The organism is Paenibacillus aurantius, from assembly GCF_032268605.1.
Classification (GTDB): Bacteria; Bacillota; Bacilli; order Paenibacillales; family NBRC-103111; genus Paenibacillus_AO; species Paenibacillus_AO aurantius.
The window spans coordinates 2,550,778-2,575,364 of the sequence record NZ_CP130318.1; the positions used below are offsets into that span (position 1 = coordinate 2,550,778).

Consider the following 24,587-nt stretch of genomic DNA (forward strand, 5'->3'; position numbering starts at 1 on the left):
AAAATGAGAGGAGTAAATGTAATGACTTCCACTAAACGTTTGATTCCCGATACCCTAATGCTCGAGGAGCGCGCCGCCCACGCCATCAATGCGATGATCGGCATGGCGGACGAAGACTTCGGGTATATCCCTTTCTTTGCCGCCAACTTTGTCAAAAAGCCTGCCGTTATGACGCACGGAGATTGGGACTACGGTTCCTCGCACGGCCGCATGATCGACGGCCTGGTACTGGCCCGTCACATGTCGGGCGAGACATTCGGCCAGGAGATCGAGGAGCGTTACCGCGCCAATCTGCTGACTTTCTTCAAGGAAGACGGGATGAGCTACCGCCAGATCAATCCGACCCGCAGCTGGGAGCCAAACGCGAACCTGATCGACCAGCGTGCAGTCATCCTGTCTCTTACGTCGTGGTATATGGAGACCGGTGACCCGAAGGTGAAGGAGGCGGCGGATCGTCATGTGGCGGCGCTCAAGCGGATCGCCGTGAAGGAACGCGACGTTTGGTATTACCCGGCTTCGGAGTATAAGGAAGGCGGCTGGCCCTCGGCGAATGCCGTGCAGCTGCGCCTCGCTCCGGATCCTGCGGCATTCTGCGGACGCCTGGTGATGCCGCTGCTCAAGTATCATGAGCTTACCGGCAATCAGGATGCCTTCGAGCTTTGCGAGTTTTTTACGGCGCTGATTATCGAGAGAAGCGGCGTGTTCCATGCGGACGGCAGCTTTAATGACGCGCTCGCTTACCGCAGCGGCCACTTCCATACCCGTCTCGGCACCTTGGATGCGATCGCCCGCTTCGGAGCCTTCACGGGCGATGCGGCCAAGATCGCCTGGGTTAAAAAATGCTACGACTGGGCTTTGACGAAGTGCACGACCTTCGGCTGGACGCCGGGCGATCTGCAGGAGCAGGCTTATGAGCATGAGACGTGCTCGCTCGTCGACCTCATCGCTACGGGCATTACGCTGGCGAAGAGCGGCTATGTCGAATATTGGGGTGTCGTCGAACGCTTCCTGCGCAACCATCTGGCGGAGTCGCAGCTGCTCGACCTGAGCTGGGTGGAGCATGCAGAGGACAAGTCGCACGACATCGTCGGCAAATGCTCCTGCTATAAGGTAGCGGAACGTACGCGCGGTGCCTTTGCCGGCTATTCGGCGCCGAACGACGTCGTCTGCGACGTCATCGAAGGCCGCGGCCATATTAACGACCTGCAACTGTGCTGCCTCGGCTCCGGCACCCGCGGCCTGTTCATGGGGTGGAGCAACACGATTACCGAGAAAAACGGGACGATCAGCGTCAACTTCCTGCTGAACCGCGGCTCGAAGTGGTTGGATGTGGACAGTTATCTGCCGCATGAGGGCAAGGTGGTGCTGCATGTTCGGGAAGACATCCCGCGTCTGCAGATTCGGATTCCGGAGTGGGCGGGCTTCACGAAAATCCGTTTCCGCCGCGAGTTTGACGGCGAGGTCACGGAAGGCCGCGGCAATGAGGAAAGCCGCTGGGTGAACAAGCAGTTTCTGCTGCTCGGTCCGGCGAAGGCAGGGGAGACGATCACCGTCACGTTCCCGCTCAGCGAACGCCGTACGCTGGAGAACGCAGTCGGCCATACCTTCGAAACGCTGTGGCGCGGAGACGATGTCGTCGGCATTACACCGAAGGGCAAGCATAAGCCGATGTACAGCGACCGGCAGGTGTTCGACACGGCTCCCATGCGCGAAGGAGAATACCGCCGCGTCGATAAAGAGTTTGTTTGGTAACTCATGCACCAGGCGGAATAAGGAATAGGAGGAGATTTCATTGAGAACGGTTGTGGCGATTTATACAGGGCAGGGCTTGGCGGATCCGCTTAAGGCGGTGTTCCAGGAGGTTCTGCCGGGCGTTCGGCTCGTCAATATCATCGATGACAGCCTGATCGGAGACATCAACAAGGCGGGACATATCCCGCCCGGCGTCGCCCGCCGGCTCGTGCAATATTACCGCCATGCGGAAGAAATCGGGGCGGACGTCATCTTGAACACTTGCTCATCCGTAGGCGAGGTGGCCGACTTGGCGCGCAGCCTGATCGGCGTGCCGATCGTGAAGATCGACGATACCATGACAGCGAAAGCGGCGGCATCCTACGACCGGATCGCCGTTCTGGCGACGCTGCCGTCGACGTTAGAGCCCACCATGCGTCTGGTACAGAAGCAGGCGGAGCGGGCGGGACGCGAGGTCAAGCTGGTGAACGGACTCGCCGAAGGCGCGTTCGCGGCGCTCGTCTCCGGCAAGCCGGAGGAGCACGATCGGCTTCTGCTCGAAACGGCGCTGCGTACGGCGGCGGACGCGGACGTGCTTGTGCTCGCACAGGGCTCAATGGCACGTATGGAGAAGAAGCTGGCCGAAGCGACGGGCAAGCCGGTATTCTCTTCGCCCCGGCTAGGTGTGGAGCATGTGAAGGCGGTACTGGATGCTTTATAAAAGAAAGGGACACGACGACGTACCATCCCATCGGCCAGTACCTGGCATGTTGCGGAGGATGTAGGGAAGGGAGAGAAACGGGAGTGAGTAAAGACCGGGTGGTCGCCACCTATTATGTGGAAACCCCGTTCTCGCTGCAGAGGGCGGCCGAAGTGATCGCCGGAGAGCAATCGACCGGCACCTTCACGGCCGTTCCGGGGGAGACGGAGGAAGTGAAGGATCGGCACGCGGCGAGAATCGAACTTGTAGAGGAGCTGGACGAAGCGGGGGCGCCGGCCTTGCCGGGCGCTGCCGTTCCACCGGGGCATGACGGGCGGTTTCGGAGGGGACGGATCAAGGTGTCGTTCCCGCTGTTAAATTTTGGGCCGTCGATTCCGAATCTGCTGTCCGCCATCGCCGGAAATCTGTATGAGCTCCAGGAGCTGTCGGGCTTGCGTCTCGTTGATCTCGAGCTGCCGGACGCATTCGCGGCCCGGTACCCGGGGCCGAAATTCGGGGTGGAAGGAACCCGCCGGCTAACCAATGTATACGGTCGTCCTATTCTCGGTACGATCGTCAAGCCGAGCGTCGGGCTTTCTCCCAAGGAGTTGGCCGGTCTCGTCACGCGGCTGGCGGAAGCCGGAATCGACTTCATCAAAGACGATGAACTGAACGCCGACCCCCCATACGCGCCGTTCGAGGAGAAAGTCGAAGCGGTGATAGAGGCGGTGGAGCGCGCGGCGGACGCCGCCGGCCGCAAGATCATGTACGCCTTCAACATTACGGGCGATTACGACGAGCTGCGAAGACGTCATGACCTGGTGGTGGAGAAGGGCGGCACTTGCGTCATGGTCAGCATCATGAGCGTGGGGTATGCGGGTCTCGCCGCACTTAACACCTACAGCGAGGTGCCCATTCACGGCCACCGGAATCAGTGGGGAATGCTGACCCGCTGCCCGCTGCTCGGAATGGAGTTCACCGTGTTCCAGAAGCTGTGCCGTCTGGCGGGTGCGGATCACCTTCATGTAAACGGATTGAACAGTAAATTTTACGAGAGCAACGACTCAGTCGTTCGTTCCATCCAGGCTTGTGCGGCACCGCTCTTCGGAGGCTACGGCACGATGCCGGTCGTTTCGTCGGCTCAGTGGGCGGGCACGGCTCCAGCCACCTACGAGGCGATAAACTCGGTCGATGTCATGCACCTGGCCGGCGGGGGGATGCTGGCCCACCCGGACGGTCCGGCGGCGGGCTTCACGAGCATGAAGCTTGGCTGGGAGGCAGCGGTGAGCGGGATTCCGCTCACCGAGTATGCCGAGCAACATGAGGTTCTGAAGCGGGCGATCGAAAAGTTCGGGAGGGGTTGACATGAAACGAACGGAAATGGGGAAGCAGTCGCGCAAGCGGCTGCTTTGCTATTACGGAGACGATTTTACAGGTTCGACCGATGTGCTGGAGGCATTGTTCCGCGCGGGCTTGCGAACCATACTGTTTCTCGAACCGCCGGAGCCGGATATGCTGGAAAGAAGGTTCCATGACGCCGACTGCTTCGGGGTAGCCGGGGTCGGCCGTTCTCTCTCGCCGGAGGAGATGGAGCGCGACCTGCGTCCGCTGTTTGAGACGCTGCGGGCTGCCGGATCGGCCGTCGTTCACTATAAGGTGTGTTCGACGTTTGACTCCTCTCCACGGGTAGGGAGCATAGGGAAGGCGGCGGAGATCGGCCGGGACGTGTTCGGCGGCCGCTATATCCCGGTTATAGCCGGGGTTCCGTACCTGAAGCGGTACACGCTGTTCGGGCACCATTTTGCCGGGGCGGGGGGCGAGGTGTACCGGATCGATCGCCACCCCACGATGTCGCAGCACCCGGTCACCCCGATGAAGGAGTCCGATCTCCGGCTTCATCTAGCGGAGCAAACGGAGCTGCGCTCCGGTCTTTTTGATATGACGGCCCAGCAGGGGGACCTGGCGGAAGTCCGGGAGCGACTTGGACGGCTCGTGGAGACGGAAAGGCCGGAGCTGCTGCTATTTGACGTACTCGACGATCTTCATCTGGAGACGGTCGGACGGCTGCTGTGGGAAGAGGCGTCACGAATGCCGGACACGGAAGCATCCGAGACTGGCTCGACGCAAGGGACGGAGACGGCTCCGGAGCCGGACGGCGGATTGTTCGTCATCGGCTCTTCGGGCGTCGAATACGCGCTCACGATGGCTTGGCGTGCGGTCGGGCGGCTGAACGGGAGGGGAGACGAAACGCCCCCGAAAGACGAGGCGGGCGAGGTCTCGCAGCTGCTCGTCGTTTCGGGCAGCTGCTCGCCCGTGACGGAACGCCAGCTGCAGCAAGCGATCGAGGCCGGCTACGCGGGCATTCGCGTACCCGCCGCGCTGCTGGTTCAAGCCGATCGCGCCGAGCAGGTTTGCGCGGCTCTGAAGCGGGAGGCGCTGGAGCAGCTGGCTGCCGGCCGCAGCGTGCTTCTTTACAGCGCCGCCGGCCCGCAGGACTCCTCCATCGGCGAGCTGCGCGAGCAGCTCGCTAAACATGGGCGGAGCAGCGACGAGAGCAGCCGGATGTTGGGCAGCGCGCTCGGCGTACTGGCTCGTGAGCTGGTGCGGGAAGCCGGGTTGACCCGTATCGTCATCGCTGGTGGCGACACCTCGGGTTACGTCACACGCGAGCTCGGCATCTATGCCCTGGAGTGCGTCTCCACCCTTGAGCCGGGAGGGCCCATCTGCCGGGCCCATTCCACCGATCCCGGCTTGGACGGCCTGGAGCTGGCACTCAAAGGCGGCCAGGTCGGCAGCGACTCCTTTTTCGAGCATGTTCGCCTTGGGCGAGTCCGATAAAGCCGGCCGCGGAAGTGGACCCCCCGGAAGAAGCCGAAGGAGCGGTGAATCTATCAGCTAATAAGGATCTTCCTGCACCTCTGTCGAAGGGTTACGATTCCCTTTGACGTAGGTTTTTTTATGCGGCTGCTCCTCTGCCAGCTGCCCAAAAAATATACCCTATAGAGAAACACGTTAAGGTGTTCTCCACAGGGTACCTTTTTAAAAAGAGATGGAAGCTTTTTTTAGAGCGGGGTGAATATATCGGACAAAACGGTCAAAGATGTGAATATACATAGCAATACGAGAGAGTCAATAGGAGAGACGGTAGAGCGGAAGCAGGGTTTCGAAGGTACGCTCCGCCGTTTCGAGTAAAGCCTCTCCCTGCCCGACAAGCGGATCGTTCCGTTCCAGACGGACTCCGCAAAGCACTTCCGCCTTCTTCACGTGCCTCAGCTTGTACAGCATCTGAGCAAAGTCGTCTCCGGTCATCTGCTTGTGGAGCTGCACGTCCGGCTTCGTATGATCGGTCGACCAGAAGAAGGAGGAAGGGATGGCGCCGCGGATTTCCTCCAGGCGGCCCTCCAGCCCGTCGGCAAAAGCCTGCTTTTGGCCGCTTTCGTAAATCAAGGCAAACTGAATGAACAGGTGGGTGGACCATAGACCGACTTGAAAATGGGGGTGAGCTTTATAGCCTCGCCGGCTGGGCGCCCAAGCGACCCAGGTATCCTCGGGAGGATGGACGGTCCGCCGGGCATGCTTGGCCACATGGGAAAACATCGGTTCCCCGCAGAGCGCCGAGAGAAAAGGCTGAAGCCGGTCTCCGAGCTCATGAAGCTTCGGACGGACTTGCTCGATAAGCTGGTTCATGCGGGGCTCCAGCCCGGGTACGGTGAATACGTCGAAATCTTGATCGGTGAAGCCTGGAAAGGTCATGGGGAGCCTCCTCTGGATGATTAATAAGCAAGGGAGCAGGGTAATTTTATTTTAAGATTATAGCACAGAGAAGATACGGGGTGCCCGCCATTTCCGTTAAAGAACGAACATCCCCGTTTGCTAAAGAAATAGTCAATAATCCAAGTTGCTAAAACATATTAATCATAATAAAATATAACAAACACTGAGTTGTCAGAACATTCAGTCTAATTGCGGTTAACTACTGGGAGGGATTGCCGTGAATAAGAGTCATGAAGTGGAATACTGCAACTTGGATTTGCGTTTCGATCGCCGGCTAATCCGCAACTTCATTAAACATTTGATTCAAGAAGGCTACTCCCTCTACTGGAACGAGACGGACCATCTGTTCATTGTCTCCATACGGACAGGACGCAAGCTGGTTAAGCTCAAGTTTCAAAGGGTGGGGGAGCGTTTCAAAATTGTCGGGAATTACGTGCTGAAAGACGAGAAATTGGCTGAGCTTATGGAAAAGATGATTGGTGACACAAGAGGCCACGCCGTCGTAAAGCGTTTCAAGGACCGGCAGATCCTAATCGAGAACATCATGTTCGGCGAGATCATCCGAATGGTTGAGATCACCGGAGTAGAGCATAAAATATTGTTTCAACGAGAGCCTGTGGTAACGGGGGAAGAGATTATGCATGCTATGAAATCCAAACGAATTGAAGAGCGGATTCCCGTTCTTCGCCTGGAAGTGGACTACGAGCTGGCCTCTCTGCTGGATGCCATCCGCAAGGGAGACCACGAGGAAGCCGAAGCCATCAAGCAGCGGCTCGAGGAGCTCCGCCAGGAAATGCTGATGATGGAGCTTTAGTAAAGCGGGAAAGCCGGTCTTGGGACCGGCTTTTTTGCGTTCAAGGGAGGGAGGTTTTGGTTGTTTAACGTGTGCACTCCATGCTATCATTAGGGGTGAGGTGGTATCATGAGCGTGACGATCAAGGATATCGCGAAGCGGGCGAATGTCTCGCACACGACGGTATCCCGGGCGCTGAACGACAGTCCCCTGATTAACCAGGAGACGAAAGACCGCATTAAAGCGCTGGCCGAACAGATGAACTATACACCCAATTTTAGTGCCAAAAGTCTCGTTCTCGACCGTTCCTACAACGTGGGCCTGTTCTTTTCCACCTTGGAGACGGGAACGTCCGCCGGCTTCTTCCACGATACCGTCCGCGGGGTTAACAGCGTCATCAAAGACGAATACAACCTGGTAGTCAAAGGGATTGACGATTACGCCGGAGGCTTCCCCCGCATTACCCGCAAGAGCTTCGACGGCATCATCCTCATGAGCCAGAGTGAGCAGGACGATGCCTTCATCCGCTATGTGACCGGCATTGGGATCCCGTTGGTCGTTCTGAATCGGGAGCTGGTAGGGGTGAAAGCTGCCAACATTCTATCGGACGAGCGAAAAGGAGCCTTCCGGATGACGGAGTACCTGATCGCCATGGGCCATACCCGGATAGCGGTGCTGGAGGGAAAGGCAGGCTTTCGTTCATCACAGGAACGGTTAAACGGCGTGAAGGATGCGCTTCAGGCTAACGGACTGCCCTTTACCCCGAGCTACTCGGTCAAAGGGGCGTATACGATGGAAAGCGGATACAAGGCGATGAAGAAGCTCCTGAAAGCCGAGCCCCTGCCGACCGCCGTCTTCTGTTTCAATGACGACATGGCCGTGGGGGCCATCCGCGCCATAGAAGAACATGGGCTGCGGGTGCCCAAGGACATCTCGGTCAGCGGGTTCGACGATAACCTTTTCTCGGGCTACCTCTTTCCCGCTCTTACGACGGTTAAACGGCCCATTGAAAGCATCAGCCGGGAAGGGGCCTCGATGCTCCTCAGGCTGATGGGGAGGCAGGAGATGCCGGACGATCCCGTCTTTATGCATACCGAGCTTGTGGAGAGGGAGTCCGTCAGACGAATCGAACAGGGGGAATGAGGGATGGAACGGTTAACCGGCTTACGAATGGCTATGACTGACAAGAGACCGGCCGACGCCGCGAGCGAGAAGCTTATCGTCTACTCCCGATCCTTTGCCGCCGTGGATGGAACGGCTGTGGTTATGATAAAGGAAGATGGGGATCGAAAGCTGTTTGCCGCGGGGGAAGGAGCTTTGCTGGAAGCTCTGGAGGGAGAGCCGGAATCGGGAGGGAAGCTCTGCCCGCTGACCCATGCCAACCGGGTCGTCCTGAACCGGTTCTTCCCTTTCACCGCTCCCAAGCCGGCCGGTACCCGGCACCCTTCCTTCGGCCTTGGCGACCGGCTGGGCTGCGCTATCCCCGGTTATATCCGGGCCATCCGCCGCAAGGCCGTCTTCCCGATTCTCGCCCAGCAAAGTGTCGGCGAGCTGATCCAGACGGGACGGAGCTTCCGGGATGTGGTCGATGAAGCTGCCTTTGCCGTCTTTCAGGAAGGCTACCGGGACGGATATGGGGCGGATGCCGACCGGCTGCGCTCGGAAGCCGACATGCAGATGTCGGTGGAGCAGGGGGCGACTCTGCTTACCTTCGATACGGGGGACTGGCTTCATTATCCCGTGCTTTCCTCCGATGAGGAACAGCTGGAGGCGGCCTACAGCAGGCTGTCCGCCGAAACCCGCAAGCATTATGAGAACCGGTATCTTAACCAATCCTTTACCGTGGGGGGAACCCGGCTCTCCTATAACCGGACGTGTCTTGTCCGGACCGTTCTCCTCTATGAGCGGGCGGTGGCCGAAATCATCCGGCTGTACGACAAGTATATCCGGCTCTCCTCCCGGCCGGTGGAGCTCGAGATAGCGCTTGACGGCGGACTGGTGCCGACGTCGGCGGAGGAGCATTTTCTGCTGGCCAACGAGTTATATGCAAAGGGGATGGAGCTGTTCGGAGTCGCTCCCGGCTTAACCGGGGTCTTCGGCAAGGGTGTCGATTTCGAAGGGGATCCGGTGCTTCTGGAGAAAGAGCTGGAGCTGCACGCGGCGGTGGCCGACCATTTTGGCTATAAGCTCTGCCTGCACAAAGCAGGGAATAAGTTTACCGTGCTTCCGCTGCTGGCCGAGAAAACCCGCGGAAGGTTCCACATCAAGACCTCGGGAAGCGGGTGGCTGTCCGCGGTAAAGCTCGCAGCGGAAGGGGAACCCTTTCTCTATCGTCTCATGCATGAATACGCCCTGGAGCAGGTGGATGAGGTTTCCGTCTACGATCCGGTTTCCGTTCGGCCCGACGAGATCCGGCCTCTTAATGAAACGCCTGATGTTCGGCTTCCGGATTACCTGAACGATGGACCGGTCCGGCAAATGTTCTATATTCTATACGGACGTTTGCTGCAGGCCGCGGGGGCGGACGGCCAACCTCTGATCCGAAGGGATTTGGTCCGGCTGCTGACGGAGCGGGAGGAAGATTACGCCGGGATGGTGGCGGCCGATATCGAGTCGCATGTCAAAGCCTTGGGATTGTGAACGAATATTATGGTTGGGAGCTGAGAGGCAATGAGTATTTTACAAGAGCTGCTTAAGGACATTCCCGTTCCTCAAATGGTCCGAATCCGGCAGAAATTTGACCGGACCGCGGTGACCGAGATCCGGGAGGTGCTCGAGGAAGAGCTGCGCAAGCCGGGGGCCGTCGACCGGATCCAGCCGGGCCAGCGGGTAGCCGTTGCGGTCGGAAGCCGTGGCGTGGCGAACATCGGTCTCTTGACCCGCACGACGATTGACGCGATTAAGGAGCGGGGCGGCGAGCCCTTCATCGTTCCCTGCATGGGCAGCCACGGAGGAGCGACGGCGGAAGGGCAGAAGAATATTCTGCATCACCTTGGCGTGACCGAGGAGGCCATGGGCGCTCCCATTCTGTCTTCTATGGAAGTGGTGAAGATCGATTCCCTGCCGAACGGGCTTCCCGTCTATGTCGACAAGATCGCTTCCGAGGCCGACGCCATCGTGGTCATCAACCGCGTTAAGCCGCACACCGCCTTCCGCGGTCCGATCGAGAGCGGCATCATGAAAATGATCGCCATCGGCCTTGGCAAGCAGAAGGGGGCGGAGGCGTGCCATCAGCTCGGGTTCAAGTATATGGCGGAGAACGTCCCCCAAATGGCCCGTATCATGATCGACAAGCTGCCTATTCTTTTCGGGGTGGCCGTGGTGGAGAACGCGTATGACGAGACGTGCCTTATCGAAGTGCTCCCCGCTTCCGACATCGAAGAAAGGGAAGTCGAGCTTCTGAAGGAAGCCAAGAGCCGGCTTCCGCAAATTCTTTTCGGCCAGGTGGACGTGCTCGTAATCGACTATATCGGGAAGAACATCAGCGGAGACGGCATGGATCCGAACGTGACCGGACGGTACCCCACCCCGTATGCGCACGGAGGACCGGATGTGAGCAAGATGGTAGTGCTCGACCTGACGGAGGAAACGAACGGGAACGCGAACGGAGTCGGCACGGCGGATTTTACGACCCAGCGGCTTGTGGACAAGACCGATCTGCCGGGGACCTATGCGAATGGACTGACCTCCACCGTATGTGCGCCGACCAAACTAGCGACGACGCTCGAGAATCAGCTCTATGCGATCAAAGCCGCGGTCAAAACCTGCAACATTCTCGATTACACGAAATGCCGGCTCGTCCGCATTCAGGATACGCTGCATCTCGGGGAAATTGAAATTTCGGTCAACCTTCTGGAGGAAGCCAGACAGCATCCGGATATCGAAATCCTTACCGAGCCGTATGACCTGGCGTTTGACAGCGAAGGGAACCTTTTCGGATGAGTCCTGCCGCCAAGCCGTATGTGATCGCGTCGGATATCGGGACGACAAGCGCCAAGACGCTCGTGATCAACCGGGAGGGAAAGGTGCTGGCCTCCCATTCCATCGAGTATCCGATGCATACGCCGACACCCGACCGGGCCGAGCAGAACCCGCTGGAAATCTACCAGGCGGTTACCAAAGGGATCAAGGAAGTCATCTGGAAGGCCGGGATTTCCTCTAAGGAGATTTTATGCGTCTCCTTCAGCTCGGCCATGCACAGCCTGATTGCGGTGGACCGGGAAGGGAATCCGCTTACCCCTTGTATCACTTGGGCGGACAACCGGAGCTCCGCTTATGTCCCAATCGTTAAGAAGGACCATGACGGACACGGAATATACCGGAGAACGGGAACGCCTATCCATCCCATGTCCCCGCTCTTGAAGCTTCTCTGGATGAAAGACCATGACCGGGAGATTTACGAGAAGGCGTATAAATTTATCGGCATCAAGGAATTTGTTTTTGCCAAGCTGTTCTCCCGGTTCGTGGTCGATCATTCCATCGCCAGCGCGACCGGAATGTTTAATCTTAAGGTGCTGGATTGGGACGACGAAGCCCTGCGTCTCACCGGCCTTACCCGGGAACGCTTGTCGGAGCCCGTGCCGACCACCTACCGCCTCGAGGGGCTTCCCGTCGTCCAGGCGATTGAGATGGGGCTTTCCCCGGATACGCCGTTTGTCATCGGGGCGTCCGACGGGGTGTTGGCAAATCTGGGGGGCGGAGCCATCGATCCCGGAGTTTATGCGGTCACCATCGGCACGAGCGGTGCGGTACGGGGAGTGGTCCGCGAGCCGGTTACCGATCCGCAGGGCAGGCTGTTCTGCTATGCGCTGAAAGAGGACTTTTGGGTAATCGGCGGGGCGATCAACAACGGTGGAATCATGTTCCGCTGGGTGAGGGACCAGCTGGCTACTCTCGAAGCGGAGGAGGGGCGAAGTCTGGGGCTGGATCCTTACGATCATCTCACCAAGCTGGCGGAAGGCGTCAAGGCGGGCTCCGACGGACTTCTTTTTCTTCCATTCCTTCTCGGGGAGAGGGCACCCTATTGGAATGCCAATGCCCGGGGAATCTTCTTCGGCTTGTCGATGTACCATCAGAAGAGCCATATGATCCGCGCGGTCCTCGAAGGGGTCGTGTACCGCATTCATTCGGTTATGACTGCTTTGGAGGAGCTTGGCGGGAAAGCGGGTGAAATCCGCGCGGCCGGCGGCTTTGCCCGCTCCACGTTCTGGCGGCAGATCATGACGGATGTGCTGGGAGCCTCCGTTACGGTCCCGGATGCCATTGAAGCGTCCGGTTTGGGAGCCGCCCAGCTGGGCCTGCTGGCCATGGGAGAGATTCAGGATTTCAGCGGCATCCACGAATGGGTGCAAACCGGAAGCCGGCATTCGGTCGATGAGGCCAACCATGAGATCTACCGTGAATTGACAGGCATTTATTCCCGGGTGTATCATCAGTTGACCAATGAATTCGACGAAATCTCGGCCTTCCAGCTTAAACATATCGGGAGATAAGGGAGAGATAAGAGATGAATTTGTTTGATTTGTCGGGGAAAACCGCCGTCGTTATCGGAGGGAACAGCACACTGGGTGGAACGATGGCCGTCGCCCTCGGTGCGCACGGTGCCGATGTAGCGGTCGTTGGCCGTAACGCGGAGAAATCGGAAGAGGTCCGCCGCCGGATTGAGGAAGCGGGCGGGAAGGCCAAGGTCTTCTCGGCTGACGCCACGAAGGCGGATGACCTGAAAGCGCTGCTCGCGGACGTCCTGGCCTGGACGGGCCGTGTGGACATTCTAATGAATGCCCCCGGCAAGAACAGCCCGACTCCGTTTTTTGAACTGACCATGGAGGAATGGGATTCCATCATGGAGGTTAACCTTAAGGGAGTAGTGCAGGCCTGTCAAATTTTCGGCAAGCATATGGTCGATCAGGGCCAGGGGGGAAGCATTATTAACATCTCCTCCGTTTCGTCCGAGCCTCCGCTTTCCCGGGTCTTTACATATTCCGCTTCCAAAGCGGCCGTCAACAACGTGACCAAATTCCTTGCCCGGGAATTTGCCCCCAGCCGGGTTCGCGTTAACGCCATCATTCCAGGCTTTTTTCCAGCCGAGCAGAACCGCAAGATTCTATCTCCGGAGAGAACGGAATCCATTCTTTCGCATACTCCCATGGGACGGTTCGGAGAGGCCGAGGAGCTTCAAGGGGCAGCCGTTTATCTTGCCTCCGACAAGGCTTCCGGCTTCGTCACCGGTTCCCTTCTGCGTGTGGACGGCGGCTTTGGCTCCATGACCATTTAATTAGGAAAGGATGTTGGGTACATGACTAAGCAGCAAATCGGTGTGGTCGGCTTGGCCGTTATGGGCAAGAACCTGGCCCTCAATATTGAAAGCAGAGGCTTCAGCGTTTCCGTTTACAACCGTTCACCGGAGAAGACGCACGAGCTCCTTGAAGAACACAAAGGCAAAAATCTGCACGGAACCTTCAGCGTGGAGGAATTCGTTCAATCGCTGGAAACGCCGCGCCGCATCCTGATCATGGTCAAGGCCGGAAAGCCTACCGACGATACGATCAACCAGCTGGTTCCCTACCTGGATCAAGGCGACATTCTGATCGACGGCGGGAACGCCTACTTCCCGGACACCCAGCGCCGCAACAAAGAGCTGCAGGAGAAGGGCTTCCGCTTTATCGGCACCGGCGTGTCGGGCGGTGAGGAAGGGGCACTGAAGGGACCTTCCATCATGCCGGGCGGACAGAAGGACGCTTACGAGCTCGTGGAGCCGATTCTCACGGCCATCTCCGCTAAAGTAAACGGCGATCCGTGCTGCACCTACATCGGCCCGGATGGTGCCGGCCACTATGTCAAGATGGTTCACAACGGCATCGAATACGGCGACATGCAGCTGATTTGCGAAGCCTACCAGCTCCTGAAAGACGTTCTGGGCTTAACGACTACGGAGCTTCATGATATCTTTGCAGAATGGAACAAAGGGGAGCTGGACAGCTACCTCATCGAAATCACGACGGACATCTTTACCAAAACGGATCCCGAAACCGGCAAGCCGATGGTGGACGTTATTCTCGACACCGCGGGCCAGAAGGGCACCGGCAAATGGACGAGCCAAAGCTCCCTAGATCTTGGCGTGCCCCTGTCGATCATTACCGAGTCGGTGTTCGCCCGTTTCCTCTCGGCCATGAAGCAGGAGAGGGTCCAAGCGAGCAAGGTGCTGAGCGGACCTTCCGCTTCGCAATATGAAGGCAGCCGGGAAGAGTTCATCGAAGCGGTGCGCAAAGCCCTGTACGCGAGCAAAATCTGCTCCTACGCCCAAGGCTTCGCTCAAATGCGCGCCGCCTCCGAGGAATACAACTGGAATCTCCAGTACGGCAACATCGCGATGATCTTCCGCGGCGGCTGCATCATCCGGGCCCGCTTCCTGCAGAACATCAAGGATGCGTACGACCGCGATCCGGAGCTTCGCAACCTGCTGCTGGACGAGTACTTCGGCCGGGTGGTTCAGGACTACCAGAACGCGTGGAGACAAGTCGTCGCCGCGGCGGTTACGAACGGAATCCCGGTTCCTGCCTTCGCTTCGGCTCTAGCTTACTATGACAGCTACCGGACGGAACGCCTGCCGGCTAACCTGCTGCAGGCCCAGCGGGATTACTTCGGAGCCCATACGTTCGAACGGGTGGACAAGGAAGGCAGCTTCCACTTCGAGTGGCTCGAGAACTAGAAGGGTTGGCGGTCTTCCGGATTCGGATAGAGACCGTATGCTGCCTCCCTCAGCCAAGCCTTTAGCCGGTCCGCTTCCTGATCGAACATGGAGCGCCGGTGAATAAGGAGCATGGCCGTTTCCGAGTAATATTGGTAATTTTGAAGAAGGCGTGGCTGAGACAGCTCCAACAACCGGGGGTCTTTCTCAGCCACCTTTTTTTTGATATACTCCAGCATCCAGACGACGTCGTCCTTGCAGAGAACATGAGAAGGGCGGAGGATTTGGGCGAAGCGGTCCTCGGCGGGATTGGGCAGCAGGGCGGACATAAAGCCTCTCCTTTCCTATGCGAAATGATAAGTCTACTACCATCATTACTATAATTCCTGTAAAATATTCATAAAAAATAGGCAGGAGCGGTTCGTCGAGTGAACAAGAATAACATTATTTTAATCGGGTTTATGGGGACGGGGAAAACGACCCTCGGACGCCGAGTGGCCGAACGATTGGGCTGGGCGTTTGTGGATATGGATGAAAGAATAGAAGAGAAGGAGGAAAGGGGGATCCCCTCTATATTCGAATCTCAGGGGGAGGACTACTTCCGCAGGGTGGAAACGGCGGTCTTGGCCGAGTTGGCGGAAGGGACCAACCAGGTGATTTCGACGGGAGGCGGCTGTGTCTTAAGAGAAGAGAACCGCCGGCTGATGGCAGCGGCCGGAACGATCGTAGCCCTTAAAGCCTCTCCGCGGACGATCGTCGATAGAGTTCGGGGGGACGCCAACCGCCCGCTGCTGCAGGGGGACCTGGAACAGCGGGTAGCGGGCTTGCTTGAACAGCGCAAGGAGGCTTACGATTTTGCGGATCTTACCTTAATGACCGATGAACGGTCTCTGGAGGAAATGGTGGAGGAGCTGGCCGCTCTGGCAGCCGGTAAATAGCCCCTTGTCCCCTTCGCGCAGGGCGGGCTTACGGGGGCGGCCGAGGCCTTGCGAATTACAGCTTGTCCCACTCCAGCATCCCGCCGGTCATGTTCTTAAGTCCCTGGAAGCCGCTGGCCTGTAGGAAATCATAAGCACGCCGGCTCCTGTTGCCGCTCCGGCAGACCAGGATAATCTCTCCGTTCCGCTCGATCTCGGAGTGCCGTTCGGGCAAATGGCCCAAGGGAATGTGCTTGGCTCCCGGAATCATGCCTTCCGAGACTTCTTCGTCCTCCCGGACGTCGATCAGGTTGAGCTTTTCCCCCTTGCGGAGACGGTCGCGAATTTCTTCGGGGGTAATGGTTTGGATATCGCTCATGGGTTACCTCCATTAGGGTTGATGGGTGCGTCTTGGTTACGCCTTTCATCATAATGAGGCCAACCCGTGAAGTCAAATCGGGCCTTTTCGAATTTATTCCATCCCGCCCGAAGCTGTGGTACACTGGCTGTAAAACTAGTTCACTTTATATGAGACAAAGGGAGAGTTAACCGTACATGAAGGCCATCGTCAAACCGGCAGCCCGGCTGCAGGGGGAAATCCAGGCGCTTTCCTCCAAAAATTACACGACCCGCTACCTGCTGATTGCCGCGCTGGCGGAAGGGACAAGCACCATTCATTATCCGGCCCACAGCGAGGACAGCGATGCCATGCGCCGCTGCATCCGGGATCTGGGAGCCGTCATCGAAGAGGACGAAGAGAAGATCACGATCACAGGCTTTGGCCGTCATCCTAAGGACGTTAAAGAGCTCGACGTGGGCAATGCGGGAGCGGTGCTCCGTTTTCTGATGTCCATCGCGTCCTTCTGCCCTGAGGTCACCTTCGTCAACAAATATCCCGCATCCCTCGGCAAAAGGCCGCATAACGACCTCATCGACTCCCTTCGCCAGATGGGGATTGAAGTGGAAGACCGGGACGGCAAGCTGCCGATCACGATCCGCGGCGGCAAGCCGAGAGGAGGCAAAATTACCGTATCCGGCAACGTAAGCTCCCAGTTCCTGAGCTCACTCTTGTTCATGACTCCTCTGCTGGAGGAGGACAGCGAGATCGAGGTGCTGCATGACCTGAAATCGAAGGTGATCGTAGGGCAGACGCTGGAGGTTCTGGCTCAAGCCGGAATCCAGGTGGAAGCAAGCGAGGACCTGATGCATTACCGCATTCCGGGACGCCAGTCCTACCAGGCCCAGAAGTACACCGTGCAAGGGGACTATCCCGGCTCCGCGGCCATCCTGGCCGCAGCGGCGGTAACGAACTCGGATGTCGTCGTGCACCGGCTCGAAGAGAAGAGCAGACAGGGCGAACGGGCCGTGGTTGACGTACTGAAGGCCATGGGCGTTAACCTGACGCACAAGGACGGAGTTGTGCACGTGCTGGGGAACGAGAAGCTCCGGGCGGGCGAGTTTGACGGGGATCACTTTACGGATGCCGTGCTTGCCATGGTAGCCGCGGCGGTTTTTGCCGAAGGAACCTCGCGCTTCTACAACGTGGAGAATCTCCGCTACAAGGAATGCGACCGCATTACCGATTACGTCAACGAGCTGCGTAAGGCAGGGGCGGATGTGGAGGAGCGGCAGAGCGAGATCATTATCCATGGGAAGCCCGAAGGAGTGGAGGGTGGAGTCGAAATCAATGCCCACTATGACCACCGGGTCATCATGGCTTTGACCGTTGTCGGGCTCCGTTCCCGTCAAGGGCTGACGATTTTGGACGCTCAGCATGTGGCCAAATCGTACCCGCATTATTTTGAACACCTGCTTGCCCTAGGGGCCGAGATCGAATTTACGGAGTAGAGAGGAATCCCCATGAATGGAATCCGCAAAACGGTCAACTACACGATAAGCTTTCTGCTTCTAGCCGGTTTGGTGTTTTCCAGCGGGGTGATGAGCGTTCTTCTCTATGCCAAAATGACGGGGAAGGACTGGGTGCTGTCCTGGAAGTCGGACACCGCGGTGGCGTTCGCCGAAACGCTGCCCGTCCCCTCGCCTTCCCCAGCACCGGCCAAGCCGGCTTCGGCCCTTCTGGAGGTCCCTCTCATCCGCCAGAATCCGGAGCTTCCGTCAGGCTGCGAGGTGACGAGCCTCAGCATGCTTCTCGCCTACTACGGCGCGAAGACGGACAAGCTGAAGCTGGCCGCTGAAATGAAGAGGGACACTACCGAATTAAAAAGAGCCCCGGACGGGACCATACTATCATGGGGCAACCCCAACGTCGGCTTCGTGGGTGAAATCACCGGCAGGGCCAAAGGCTTCGGGATTTATCATACGGCCTTGATCGAACTGATGAGGAAGTATATCCCGGATGCCGTCGACCTGACCGGAGGTTCCTTTGAAGCGTTGGAGAAACAGGTGGCATCCGGCAGTCCGGTCGTGGTCTGGACGACCATTGATTATATCGTCCCGGAGCCCGATCGCTGGGTGGTTTGGGATACGTCCCTCGGCCCGATCCGGACGACCTTCTCCGAGCATGCCGTCGTGCTCGTGGGTTATGACGAGCAGAACGTTTACGTGAACGACCCGTTGAGCGGCAAAAGCTCTTTACCGGTCAACAAAGCAGCCTTTCTGGAAACATGGGAAGCGATGGGAAAGCAGGCTCTTTCCTATCCGTCCAGAGCTACACAATAGGAGGGATTACGATGAGCTTTGAGAACCCGCCGCGTGAGCGGATTAAAGAAATGTTGAGAGACGCTGGAAACATTGCGGTCGTCGGGCTTTCCGATAACCCGGAACGGGTTTCGCATATGGTGGCGGCCGCCATGCAGACACGCGGCTACCGGATCATTCCGGTTAATCCGAATGCCGGGGAAATTCTCGGAGAGAAGTCCTACCCCAGCTTGACGGACATTCCTGAGCCGGTCGACATCGTCAATGTCTTCCGCCGCAGCGAGCAGGTGGTGCCGATTGCGGAGGAGGCAGTGAAGATCGGAGCGAAGGTCTTCTGGCTGCAGCAGGGGATTGTGAACGAGGAGGCCGCCCGGATTGCTGCCGAAGCAGGGCTCGAGGTGGTCATGGACCGCTGCATCAAGGTGGAGGACGCCATTCTCCATCCGAGAAGCTCATGAGCGGAGCGGACATTCGGAAGCAGCTGGCCGTTTACCTGGTTATGGGGCTGGAGCCTGTGCTGGGGCGAAGCCCGGTCGAGCTGGCCGGGGAAGCCCTCTCCGGTGGCGTGACAATGCTTCAGTTGAGAGAGAAAAACCTTCCGCTGTCCGAGGTGCTGGAGACCGGCAGGGAGCTGAGGGAGCTGTGCCGAAAGCACGAGGTCCCCTTTCTCGTGAATGACCGCGTCGATGTGGCCCTTCTGCTCGACGCCGATGGCGTTCATGTCGGGCAGGAGGACATTCCCGCCGTCTATGCCCGAAAGCTGATGGGACCCGGTAAAATCATCGGGGTTTCGGCCGGAACGCCGGAGGAAGCGGAGCAGGCGGTCAGGGATGGGGCCGATTACCTGGGGGTTGGGTCTATCTATGCGACTTCCTCCAAGGCGGATGCCGGCGAGGCCATTGGAACGGCCCTCATCTCCGAAATCAAGGAGCGCTGGAACGTTCCCCAGGTCGCAATCGGCGGGATTACTGCTGCCAATGCAGGTCCCGTCATTCAAGCCGGAGCCGACGGAGTGGCCGTGATCTCCGCCATAACGCGGAGCACGGACCCCCGGGAGGCGGCTGCGATATTGAAGAAGTCCGTCATGTCTGCCTGATCTTCTATTCAGCCATTCAGTTGCAGAAGCAGCGTGGAGACCGCCCCTTAGGGGCGGTTTTTGCTTAAGTGGGAAAGGGGAAGGACAGATCTTTCCAGATATAAAAAGCGGGGAGGGAGCCGACAATAAAAAAGGCTTCCTGCGGGCTGCTGGCAGACCCGGGAGGACTACCCATCTAGGAGGACACCCCCCATGTTCCAACAACAAGCCGGTTCCAACCAAGGCCGCAGTTCCAAGATGAACGCGTTCCAGCCAACCGGATATGTGCAATCCAGCTACAAGCAGAACCAACAAGCTCAATCGGGCACCCGTGGACAAAGCTATGGGATGAGCCAAGGAGCGCAATCCTTCCATACTTCCAGCTACAAAGGTAATCAACAAGGGCATGACACTTACCTGCGTGCCGACTCCCAGAAGCCGGCTCAATCCGGCTACAGCTCGATGGGAAGCCAAAGCTCCACTTCGATGAGCAGCCAAGGTGCTTCTTATGGCCAAAACCAAAGCCAAGGAACGCAATCCTTCCATGCTTCGAATTACAAGGGAAATCAGCAAGGGCATGACGCTTACCTGCGTGCCGACTCCCAGAAGCCGGCTCAATCCGGTTACAGCTCGATGGGAAGCCAAAGCTTCACGTCGATGAGCAGCCAAGGTGGCCAAAATCAAAGTCAGGGAGCCCAATCCTTCCATGCTTCGAACTACAAGGGAAACCAACAAGGACATGACGCTTACCTGGGCGATTCCCAGAAGCCGGCTCAATCCGGTTACAGCCCGATGGGAAGCCAAAGCTTCACGTCGATGAGCAGCCAAGGAGCTTCCTACGGCCAGAACCAAAGCCAAGGAACGCAATCCTTCCATGCTTCGAATTATAAGGGAAACCAGCAAGGGCATGATGCTTCCCTGCGTGCCGATTCCCAGCAAGCTAACCAGTCCGGTTCTACTTTCTAATTTCTTTCTCTGATTGAAGAAGACGGCGGCCCTTAAAGGGGGCCGCCGTTTTTTCGTAAGCGGGATAAAGCTTTACAAAAGGAAGGACAAAGCTTACCATCGTTAATAGAAAGGAGGAGGTTTACGTTTGAACTGGATGGGCAACCTGCAGCAGCTGGGCCGCTCCCTTATGATGCCTACAATCGCACTCCCGGTGGCCGCTCTCCTCATTCGCTTAGGGACTCTCCCTTGGCAAGGCGGCCGATTGGAGCAATTCGGCGATATCCTTTATTTTGCGGGCCAATCGATTTTTACTTATCTGCCTTTTCTGTTTGCTGTCGGTGTAGCCCTGGGCCTTACCGAGAGTGCAGGCATTGCCGGTATGTCCGCTTTGTTCAGCTATTTTCTGTTTACTCAAATTACCCAGAAATTTATCGGTCCCGATCTGCAGTTTGGAGTAACCGGCGGGATCGTTATCGGTATATTGGCCGCCCTCTGCTTTCACCGTCTTAAGAATGTCCAGCTTCCCGAATCGATTCAATTCTTTGGCGGCGCCCGCCTGGTTCCCCTTGTCATGGGCCTGGTGTCGGTGATCGTCTCCCTGCTGGCAGTGGCGGTTGGCCCCTATGTGGCGGATGCTCTCGTTTTCATGGGAGAAGGACTCCTGTCCATGGGAGGCTTTGGTACGTTTCTATACGGGGTCGTTCACCGGCTTCTCGTTCCTTCTGGCCTGCATCACATCCTTAACAATGTGTACTGGTTTCAGCTCGGGGCCTTCAAGAGACCCGACGGCTCCTATGTTTTCGGCGATCTTCCCCGCTTCTTTGCGGGGGATCCGACAGCCGGAATCTTCATGGCCGGACTGTATCCGATTATGATGTTCGCCCTTCCGGCCATCGCTCTGGCCATTATCCAGGAAGCCCGTGAAGACCTCAAGCCTAAGATTAAGGTTACCTTCCTAACGGCGGCTCTGGCCTGTTTCCTGACCGGGGTAACAGAGCCGATCGAATTTGCGTTCCTGTTTGTGGCGCCTTACTTGTTCGTCATTCACGCGATTCTTTCCGGCTTCGCCATGTGGATTACCTATACGCTGAACATTCACCACGGATTCTCTTATTCGGCAGGAGCTATCGACTATATCGTCAATCTCCATCTGTCGGTCAACGGGCTTTGGCTCGTACCCATCGGCCTGGTCTACGGATTCGTTTACTATTACTTGTTCCGTTGGGCGATCCGGCGGTTTCGAATTCCGACTCCCGGAAGGGAGGAGGGCTCGCAGCTGGAGGAATGGGCAGGGGACATTCCTTACCGCTCTCCCCTTATCCTGCAGGCATTGGGCGGCAAAAATAACATCAAGACGATGGAGGCCTGCATCACCCGGCTTCGGATTACGCTGGAGAACGAGAAGCTGCTGGACATTTCCGCCTTGAAGCACCTGGGCGCCGCCGGGGTCATCCGGCTCGGCGGGGGAAACATTCAGGTCGTGTTCGGGACCTATTCGGAGCTGATCCGCGAGGAAATCATGAAGGTTTCCCGGAAAGATCTGCAGCAGGTGCCGTTCCACTCCCCGATGCAGGGAAGGATGATTCCCCTCGAGGAGGTACCCGATCCTATTTTCGCCCAACGGATCGTAGGCAACGGGGTCGCGTTCATACCGGAAAAAGGAGAACTGGTTTCTCCCGTTGCCGGGAAGATCATTCACATCTACCCGACCAAGCATGCGCTTGGGATCAAAACCGAGGAGGGGCTGGAGGTTCTCTTACATATCGGAATCGATACGTCCCAGCTTCAGCCCAAATGGTTTACCGCCTATGTCAAGGAAGGGGATATGGTGACGGCCGGCCAGCTTCTCGTGAGGTTCAATTTTGAGAAGATTAAGAAGCACAGCAAGTCGCTGGCTACTCCTATGCTTATCACCAATCCGGACATGGTCAAGTCATGGAGCTTTGCCCCGTTCAAGGCCGTCAAGAAAGGGCAGGCCTCCGTTTTTTCCGTCATATTGAAGGACGAAGCTCTGCAGGCAGGAGGGATCAAAAATGGGTAGAGGGATAGGCGCCTCATCGGGAATCGCCATCGGAAGAGCCTACGTTCTTCCCGTTTTGGAATGGGACTTTCCCGACAAGATGGTCGATGTCACCGATCTGGCACTGGAGCTGGAGAAGCTTCATAACAGCATACGGTTCTCCAAAGGAGAGCTGGAAGCCATCAAGCAAGACATAAGCGAGCTCATCGGGGAGGAAGAATCCCACATTTTCAACGCCCATCTGGCCATTCTCGAGGATCCGATCTTCATCACCGAGGTTCGTTCGATCATGCAGAGGCAGTACAAGGCGGCTGAAGTAGCGGTAAAAGAAACCATCGACAAGTTCGTCAACATGTTTGACCTGCTGGACGATGATTACATGAAGGAACGAGCGGCCGACATCAAGGATGTGGGAAACCGGCTGCTGAAGCATCTGTTGGGCAACTTTCAGGACGCTTCCCCGCCGTTGGAGGAGCCTTACGTGCTGGTGGCCAAGGAATTAACTCCTTCGCAGCTGGCGAATGTGAATCCGTCCGAGGTACTCGGGATCGTCACCTTCATGGGGGGGATGACCTCTCATGCCGTTATCATGGCCCGGGCGATGGGGATCCCCTTCGTCGTCGGCATGGAAGGGAAGATCGAGCGCCCCATCCAGACCGGGGATTTCCTCATCGTGGATGGAGACGACGGAGTCGTCCTGATTAACCCGGAGCCCGCTCTTATCGAGGAGTACCGCAACCGGCACGTTAACCAGGTCGCCCGTCGGGAGATGCTTCAGGAGATTGTCGAGGTTCCGCCTGTGACCCGGGACGGCCGGCGGCTGGTGCTTAAAGCGAATATCAATTCCTTGAAGGAGTTGGAGCAGGCACTTAAGAACGGGGTGTCAAGCGTGGGGCTTTTCCGGACAGAGTTCATTTTCATGGATCGGAGCGTCATGCCTTCCGAAGAGGAGCAGATGGAGCTGTACAAGCAGGCGGCCGAAAAGCTTAACGGAAATTCACTGGACATTCGGGCCCTTGATATCGGCGGGGACAAAATGGTCAGCTACCTGCCCCTTCCCGCGGAGGAGAATCCCTCCATGGGCTACCGGTCCATCCGGATCCTGCTTGATCGGAAGGACCTGTTTCACACGCAGCTGAGAGCGGTTCTGCGGGCGAGCCTGCACGGGAATATCCGTCTGCTGTTTCCCATGATCTCCTCTCTGGACGAAGTGTGGAAGGCGAAGGAAGCGCTGGAGGAGGCCAAGAGGGAGCTGGAGAAGGAAGGAGTTCCTTACAACAAGGAAATCCCTATCGGCATCATGATCGAAATCCCGGCTGCCGTGGCCATTGCGGACCTGCTGGCCCGTGAAGTCGACTTCTTCAGCATCGGGACGAACGACCTCGTCCAGTACGTGCTGGCGGTCGATCGGATGAATGAGTCGGTGGCCCATCTGTATGACCCTTTCCATCCCGCGGTGCTTAGAATGCTGCAAATGACCGTGGAAGCGGCCAAACGCCATGGAATCCCTGTCAGTGTATGCGGAGAAATGGCGGGAGACCAGCGTGCTATCCCCCTGTGGCTTGGCCTGGGGATTGAGGAGATCAGCATGTCGGTCCAGTCCATTCTTCCCGTAAAGGACCGGCTGCTGAAATCGGATGGAGGCGAAAGTGCTTCCCTGTTGAGCCGTGCTTTAAATTGTCGGACCAGTGAAGAGATCCGCCAGCTGTTCCAATTTAACTCCTGCGAAACCGATTAAAATGGAGGTATGTGACATGAAGCTTCAAGGAAGCCGTGTTCTGGCTTTTGTGGATGATGAGTTTGAAGATTTGGAAATGTGGTACCCGGTTCTCCGTTTACGGGAGGAAGGAGCCGAGGTGGTGGTAGCCGGTCCCAAAGCCAAGACCGTTTATCATGGCAAATACGGGGTGCCGCTGCAAGCCGACATAGCCTTTGAAGAAGCCGATTCCGAGGAATACGACGGCTTGTATGTGCCGGGCGGCTGGGCTCCGGACAAGCTTCGCCGTTATGCTCCGGTCCTTCAGCTGACGAAGAATTTTCATGCGGCCTCGAAGCCGATCGGCCAAATTTGCCACGCCGGATGGGTCCTTATCTCGGCCAAAATTGTAGACGGGTATACGATGACCTCAACGCCCGGAATTCGGGACGACCTGGAGAATGCGGGAGCCGCCTGGGTGGACGAAGAAGTGGTGGTGGACCGGAATATCGTCTCGGGACGCCGTCCGCCGGATCTTCCCGCTTTCATGAGGGAATTCATCTCCCTGCTTGCCGCCCGTAAGTAAGA

Annotated in this window: 23 protein-coding genes; 20 read left to right on the plus strand and 3 right to left on the minus strand. The window is 57.6% G+C overall.

Annotation, left to right across the window (positions count from 1 at the left end):
- The first annotated feature begins 21 nt into the window (after positions 1–21).
- The 4 genes from MJA45_RS11490 to MJA45_RS11505 all read left to right on the plus strand — a co-directional run bounded on the left by MJA45_RS11490 (position 22) and on the right by MJA45_RS11505 (position 5,269).
- Complete coding sequence (locus MJA45_RS11490) at positions 22–1,752, plus strand: glycoside hydrolase family protein (RefSeq protein ID WP_315607388.1); 1,731 nt, start codon at positions 22–24, stop codon at positions 1,750–1,752.
- Between the two features lie 40 nt (positions 1,753–1,792).
- Positions 1,793–2,452, plus strand: coding sequence for an aspartate/glutamate racemase family protein (locus MJA45_RS11495; RefSeq protein WP_315607389.1), 660 nt, complete (start codon positions 1,793–1,795; stop codon positions 2,450–2,452).
- Positions 2,453–2,535: 83 nt separating this feature from the next.
- Entirely contained in the window at positions 2,536–3,795 is a 1,260-nt protein-coding gene (locus MJA45_RS11500; protein ID WP_315607390.1) for a ribulose-bisphosphate carboxylase large subunit family protein, read from the plus strand.
- Between the two features lies 1 nt (position 3,796).
- Positions 3,797–5,269, plus strand: coding sequence for a four-carbon acid sugar kinase family protein (locus MJA45_RS11505; protein ID WP_315607391.1), 1,473 nt, complete (start codon positions 3,797–3,799; stop codon positions 5,267–5,269).
- 291 nt (positions 5,270–5,560) lie between these two features.
- Here the strand turns inward: MJA45_RS11505 and MJA45_RS11510 are convergent, their stop codons facing one another.
- Positions 5,561–6,184, minus strand: coding sequence for a YktB family protein (locus MJA45_RS11510; RefSeq protein ID WP_315607392.1), 624 nt, complete (start codon positions 6,182–6,184; stop codon positions 5,561–5,563).
- Between the two features lie 238 nt (positions 6,185–6,422).
- Here MJA45_RS11510 and MJA45_RS11515 point away from each other — a divergent pair, with 238 nt between their 5' ends.
- The 7 genes from MJA45_RS11515 (at position 6,423) to gndA (ending at position 14,706) form a co-directional block, all read left to right on the plus strand.
- A complete protein-coding gene (locus MJA45_RS11515; RefSeq protein ID WP_315607393.1) occupies positions 6,423–7,019 on the plus strand; it encodes a hypothetical protein in 597 nt (198 codons plus the stop codon).
- Between the two features lie 108 nt (positions 7,020–7,127).
- The gene (locus MJA45_RS11520; RefSeq protein WP_315607394.1) at positions 7,128–8,141 is read left to right on the plus strand and encodes a LacI family DNA-binding transcriptional regulator; all 1,014 of its coding nucleotides are present in this window, start codon (positions 7,128–7,130) and stop codon (positions 8,139–8,141) included.
- Between the two features lie 33 nt (positions 8,142–8,174).
- On the plus strand, positions 8,175–9,638 hold the full coding sequence (locus MJA45_RS11525; RefSeq protein ID WP_315607395.1) for a tagaturonate epimerase family protein: 1,464 nt from the start codon (positions 8,175–8,177) through the stop codon (positions 9,636–9,638).
- Between the two features lie 30 nt (positions 9,639–9,668).
- Positions 9,669–10,940 carry a nickel pincer cofactor-dependent isomerase, group 22 gene (locus MJA45_RS11530; protein ID WP_315607396.1) on the plus strand — a complete coding sequence of 424 codons (1,272 nt, stop codon included), beginning with the start codon at positions 9,669–9,671 and terminating at the stop codon, positions 10,938–10,940.
- Positions 10,937–12,490, plus strand: a complete 1,554-nt coding sequence (gene gntK, locus MJA45_RS11535) for a gluconokinase (protein ID WP_315607397.1) — start codon at positions 10,937–10,939, stop codon at positions 12,488–12,490. Before MJA45_RS11530 ends, gntK begins: the two co-directional genes overlap by 4 nt.
- A 14-nt stretch (positions 12,491–12,504) precedes the next feature.
- A complete protein-coding gene (locus tag MJA45_RS11540; protein WP_315607398.1) occupies positions 12,505–13,272 on the plus strand; it encodes an SDR family oxidoreductase in 768 nt (255 codons plus the stop codon).
- 21 nt (positions 13,273–13,293) lie between these two features.
- Positions 13,294–14,706, plus strand: a complete 1,413-nt coding sequence (gene gndA, locus MJA45_RS11545; RefSeq protein WP_315607399.1) for an NADP-dependent phosphogluconate dehydrogenase — start codon at positions 13,294–13,296, stop codon at positions 14,704–14,706.
- On the opposite strand, the gene MJA45_RS11550 is transcribed toward gndA, so the two are convergent.
- Complete coding sequence (locus MJA45_RS11550; protein WP_315607400.1) at positions 14,703–15,014, minus strand: hypothetical protein; 312 nt, start codon at positions 15,012–15,014, stop codon at positions 14,703–14,705. The two genes, gndA and MJA45_RS11550, sit on opposite strands and share 4 nt — an antisense overlap.
- 99 nt (positions 15,015–15,113) lie before the next feature.
- Here MJA45_RS11550 and MJA45_RS11555 point away from each other — a divergent pair, with 99 nt between their 5' ends.
- A complete protein-coding gene (locus MJA45_RS11555) occupies positions 15,114–15,623 on the plus strand; it encodes a shikimate kinase (protein WP_315607401.1) in 510 nt (169 codons plus the stop codon).
- Positions 15,624–15,678: 55 nt separating this feature from the next.
- On the opposite strand, the gene MJA45_RS11560 is transcribed toward MJA45_RS11555, so the two are convergent.
- Positions 15,679–15,981, minus strand: coding sequence for a rhodanese-like domain-containing protein (locus tag MJA45_RS11560; protein WP_315607402.1), 303 nt, complete (start codon positions 15,979–15,981; stop codon positions 15,679–15,681).
- A 176-nt stretch (positions 15,982–16,157) separates the two neighbouring features.
- On the opposite strand from MJA45_RS11560, the gene aroA reads away from it, so the two are divergent.
- The 8 genes from aroA (at position 16,158) to MJA45_RS11600 (ending at position 24,585) form a co-directional block, all read left to right on the plus strand.
- Positions 16,158–17,450, plus strand: coding sequence for a 3-phosphoshikimate 1-carboxyvinyltransferase (aroA, locus tag MJA45_RS11565; RefSeq protein ID WP_315607403.1), 1,293 nt, complete (start codon positions 16,158–16,160; stop codon positions 17,448–17,450).
- A gap of 12 nt (positions 17,451–17,462) precedes the next feature.
- A complete protein-coding gene (locus MJA45_RS11570) occupies positions 17,463–18,281 on the plus strand; it encodes a C39 family peptidase (RefSeq protein ID WP_315607404.1) in 819 nt (272 codons plus the stop codon).
- Positions 18,282–18,292: 11 nt separating this feature from the next.
- Entirely contained in the window at positions 18,293–18,718 is a 426-nt protein-coding gene (locus MJA45_RS11575; RefSeq protein WP_315607405.1) for a CoA-binding protein, read from the plus strand.
- On the plus strand, positions 18,715–19,356 hold the full coding sequence (gene thiE / locus MJA45_RS11580) for a thiamine phosphate synthase (RefSeq protein ID WP_315607406.1): 642 nt from the start codon (positions 18,715–18,717) through the stop codon (positions 19,354–19,356). The genes MJA45_RS11575 and thiE overlap by 4 nt, the downstream gene beginning before the upstream one ends.
- A 192-nt stretch (positions 19,357–19,548) precedes the next feature.
- Complete coding sequence (locus tag MJA45_RS11585) at positions 19,549–20,301, plus strand: hypothetical protein (RefSeq protein WP_315607407.1); 753 nt, start codon at positions 19,549–19,551, stop codon at positions 20,299–20,301.
- Positions 20,302–20,428: 127 nt separating this feature from the next.
- A complete protein-coding gene (locus MJA45_RS11590; RefSeq protein ID WP_315607408.1) occupies positions 20,429–22,324 on the plus strand; it encodes a glucose PTS transporter subunit IIA in 1,896 nt (631 codons plus the stop codon).
- The gene (gene ptsP, locus MJA45_RS11595; RefSeq protein WP_315607409.1) at positions 22,317–24,041 is read left to right on the plus strand and encodes a phosphoenolpyruvate--protein phosphotransferase; all 1,725 of its coding nucleotides are present in this window, start codon (positions 22,317–22,319) and stop codon (positions 24,039–24,041) included. The genes MJA45_RS11590 and ptsP overlap by 8 nt, the downstream gene beginning before the upstream one ends.
- Positions 24,042–24,057: 16 nt before the next feature.
- Positions 24,058–24,585 (plus strand): type 1 glutamine amidotransferase domain-containing protein, encoded by a 528-nt coding sequence (locus MJA45_RS11600; RefSeq protein WP_315607410.1) that lies wholly within the window; start codon positions 24,058–24,060, stop codon positions 24,583–24,585.
- Positions 24,586–24,587 lie beyond the last annotated feature (2 nt).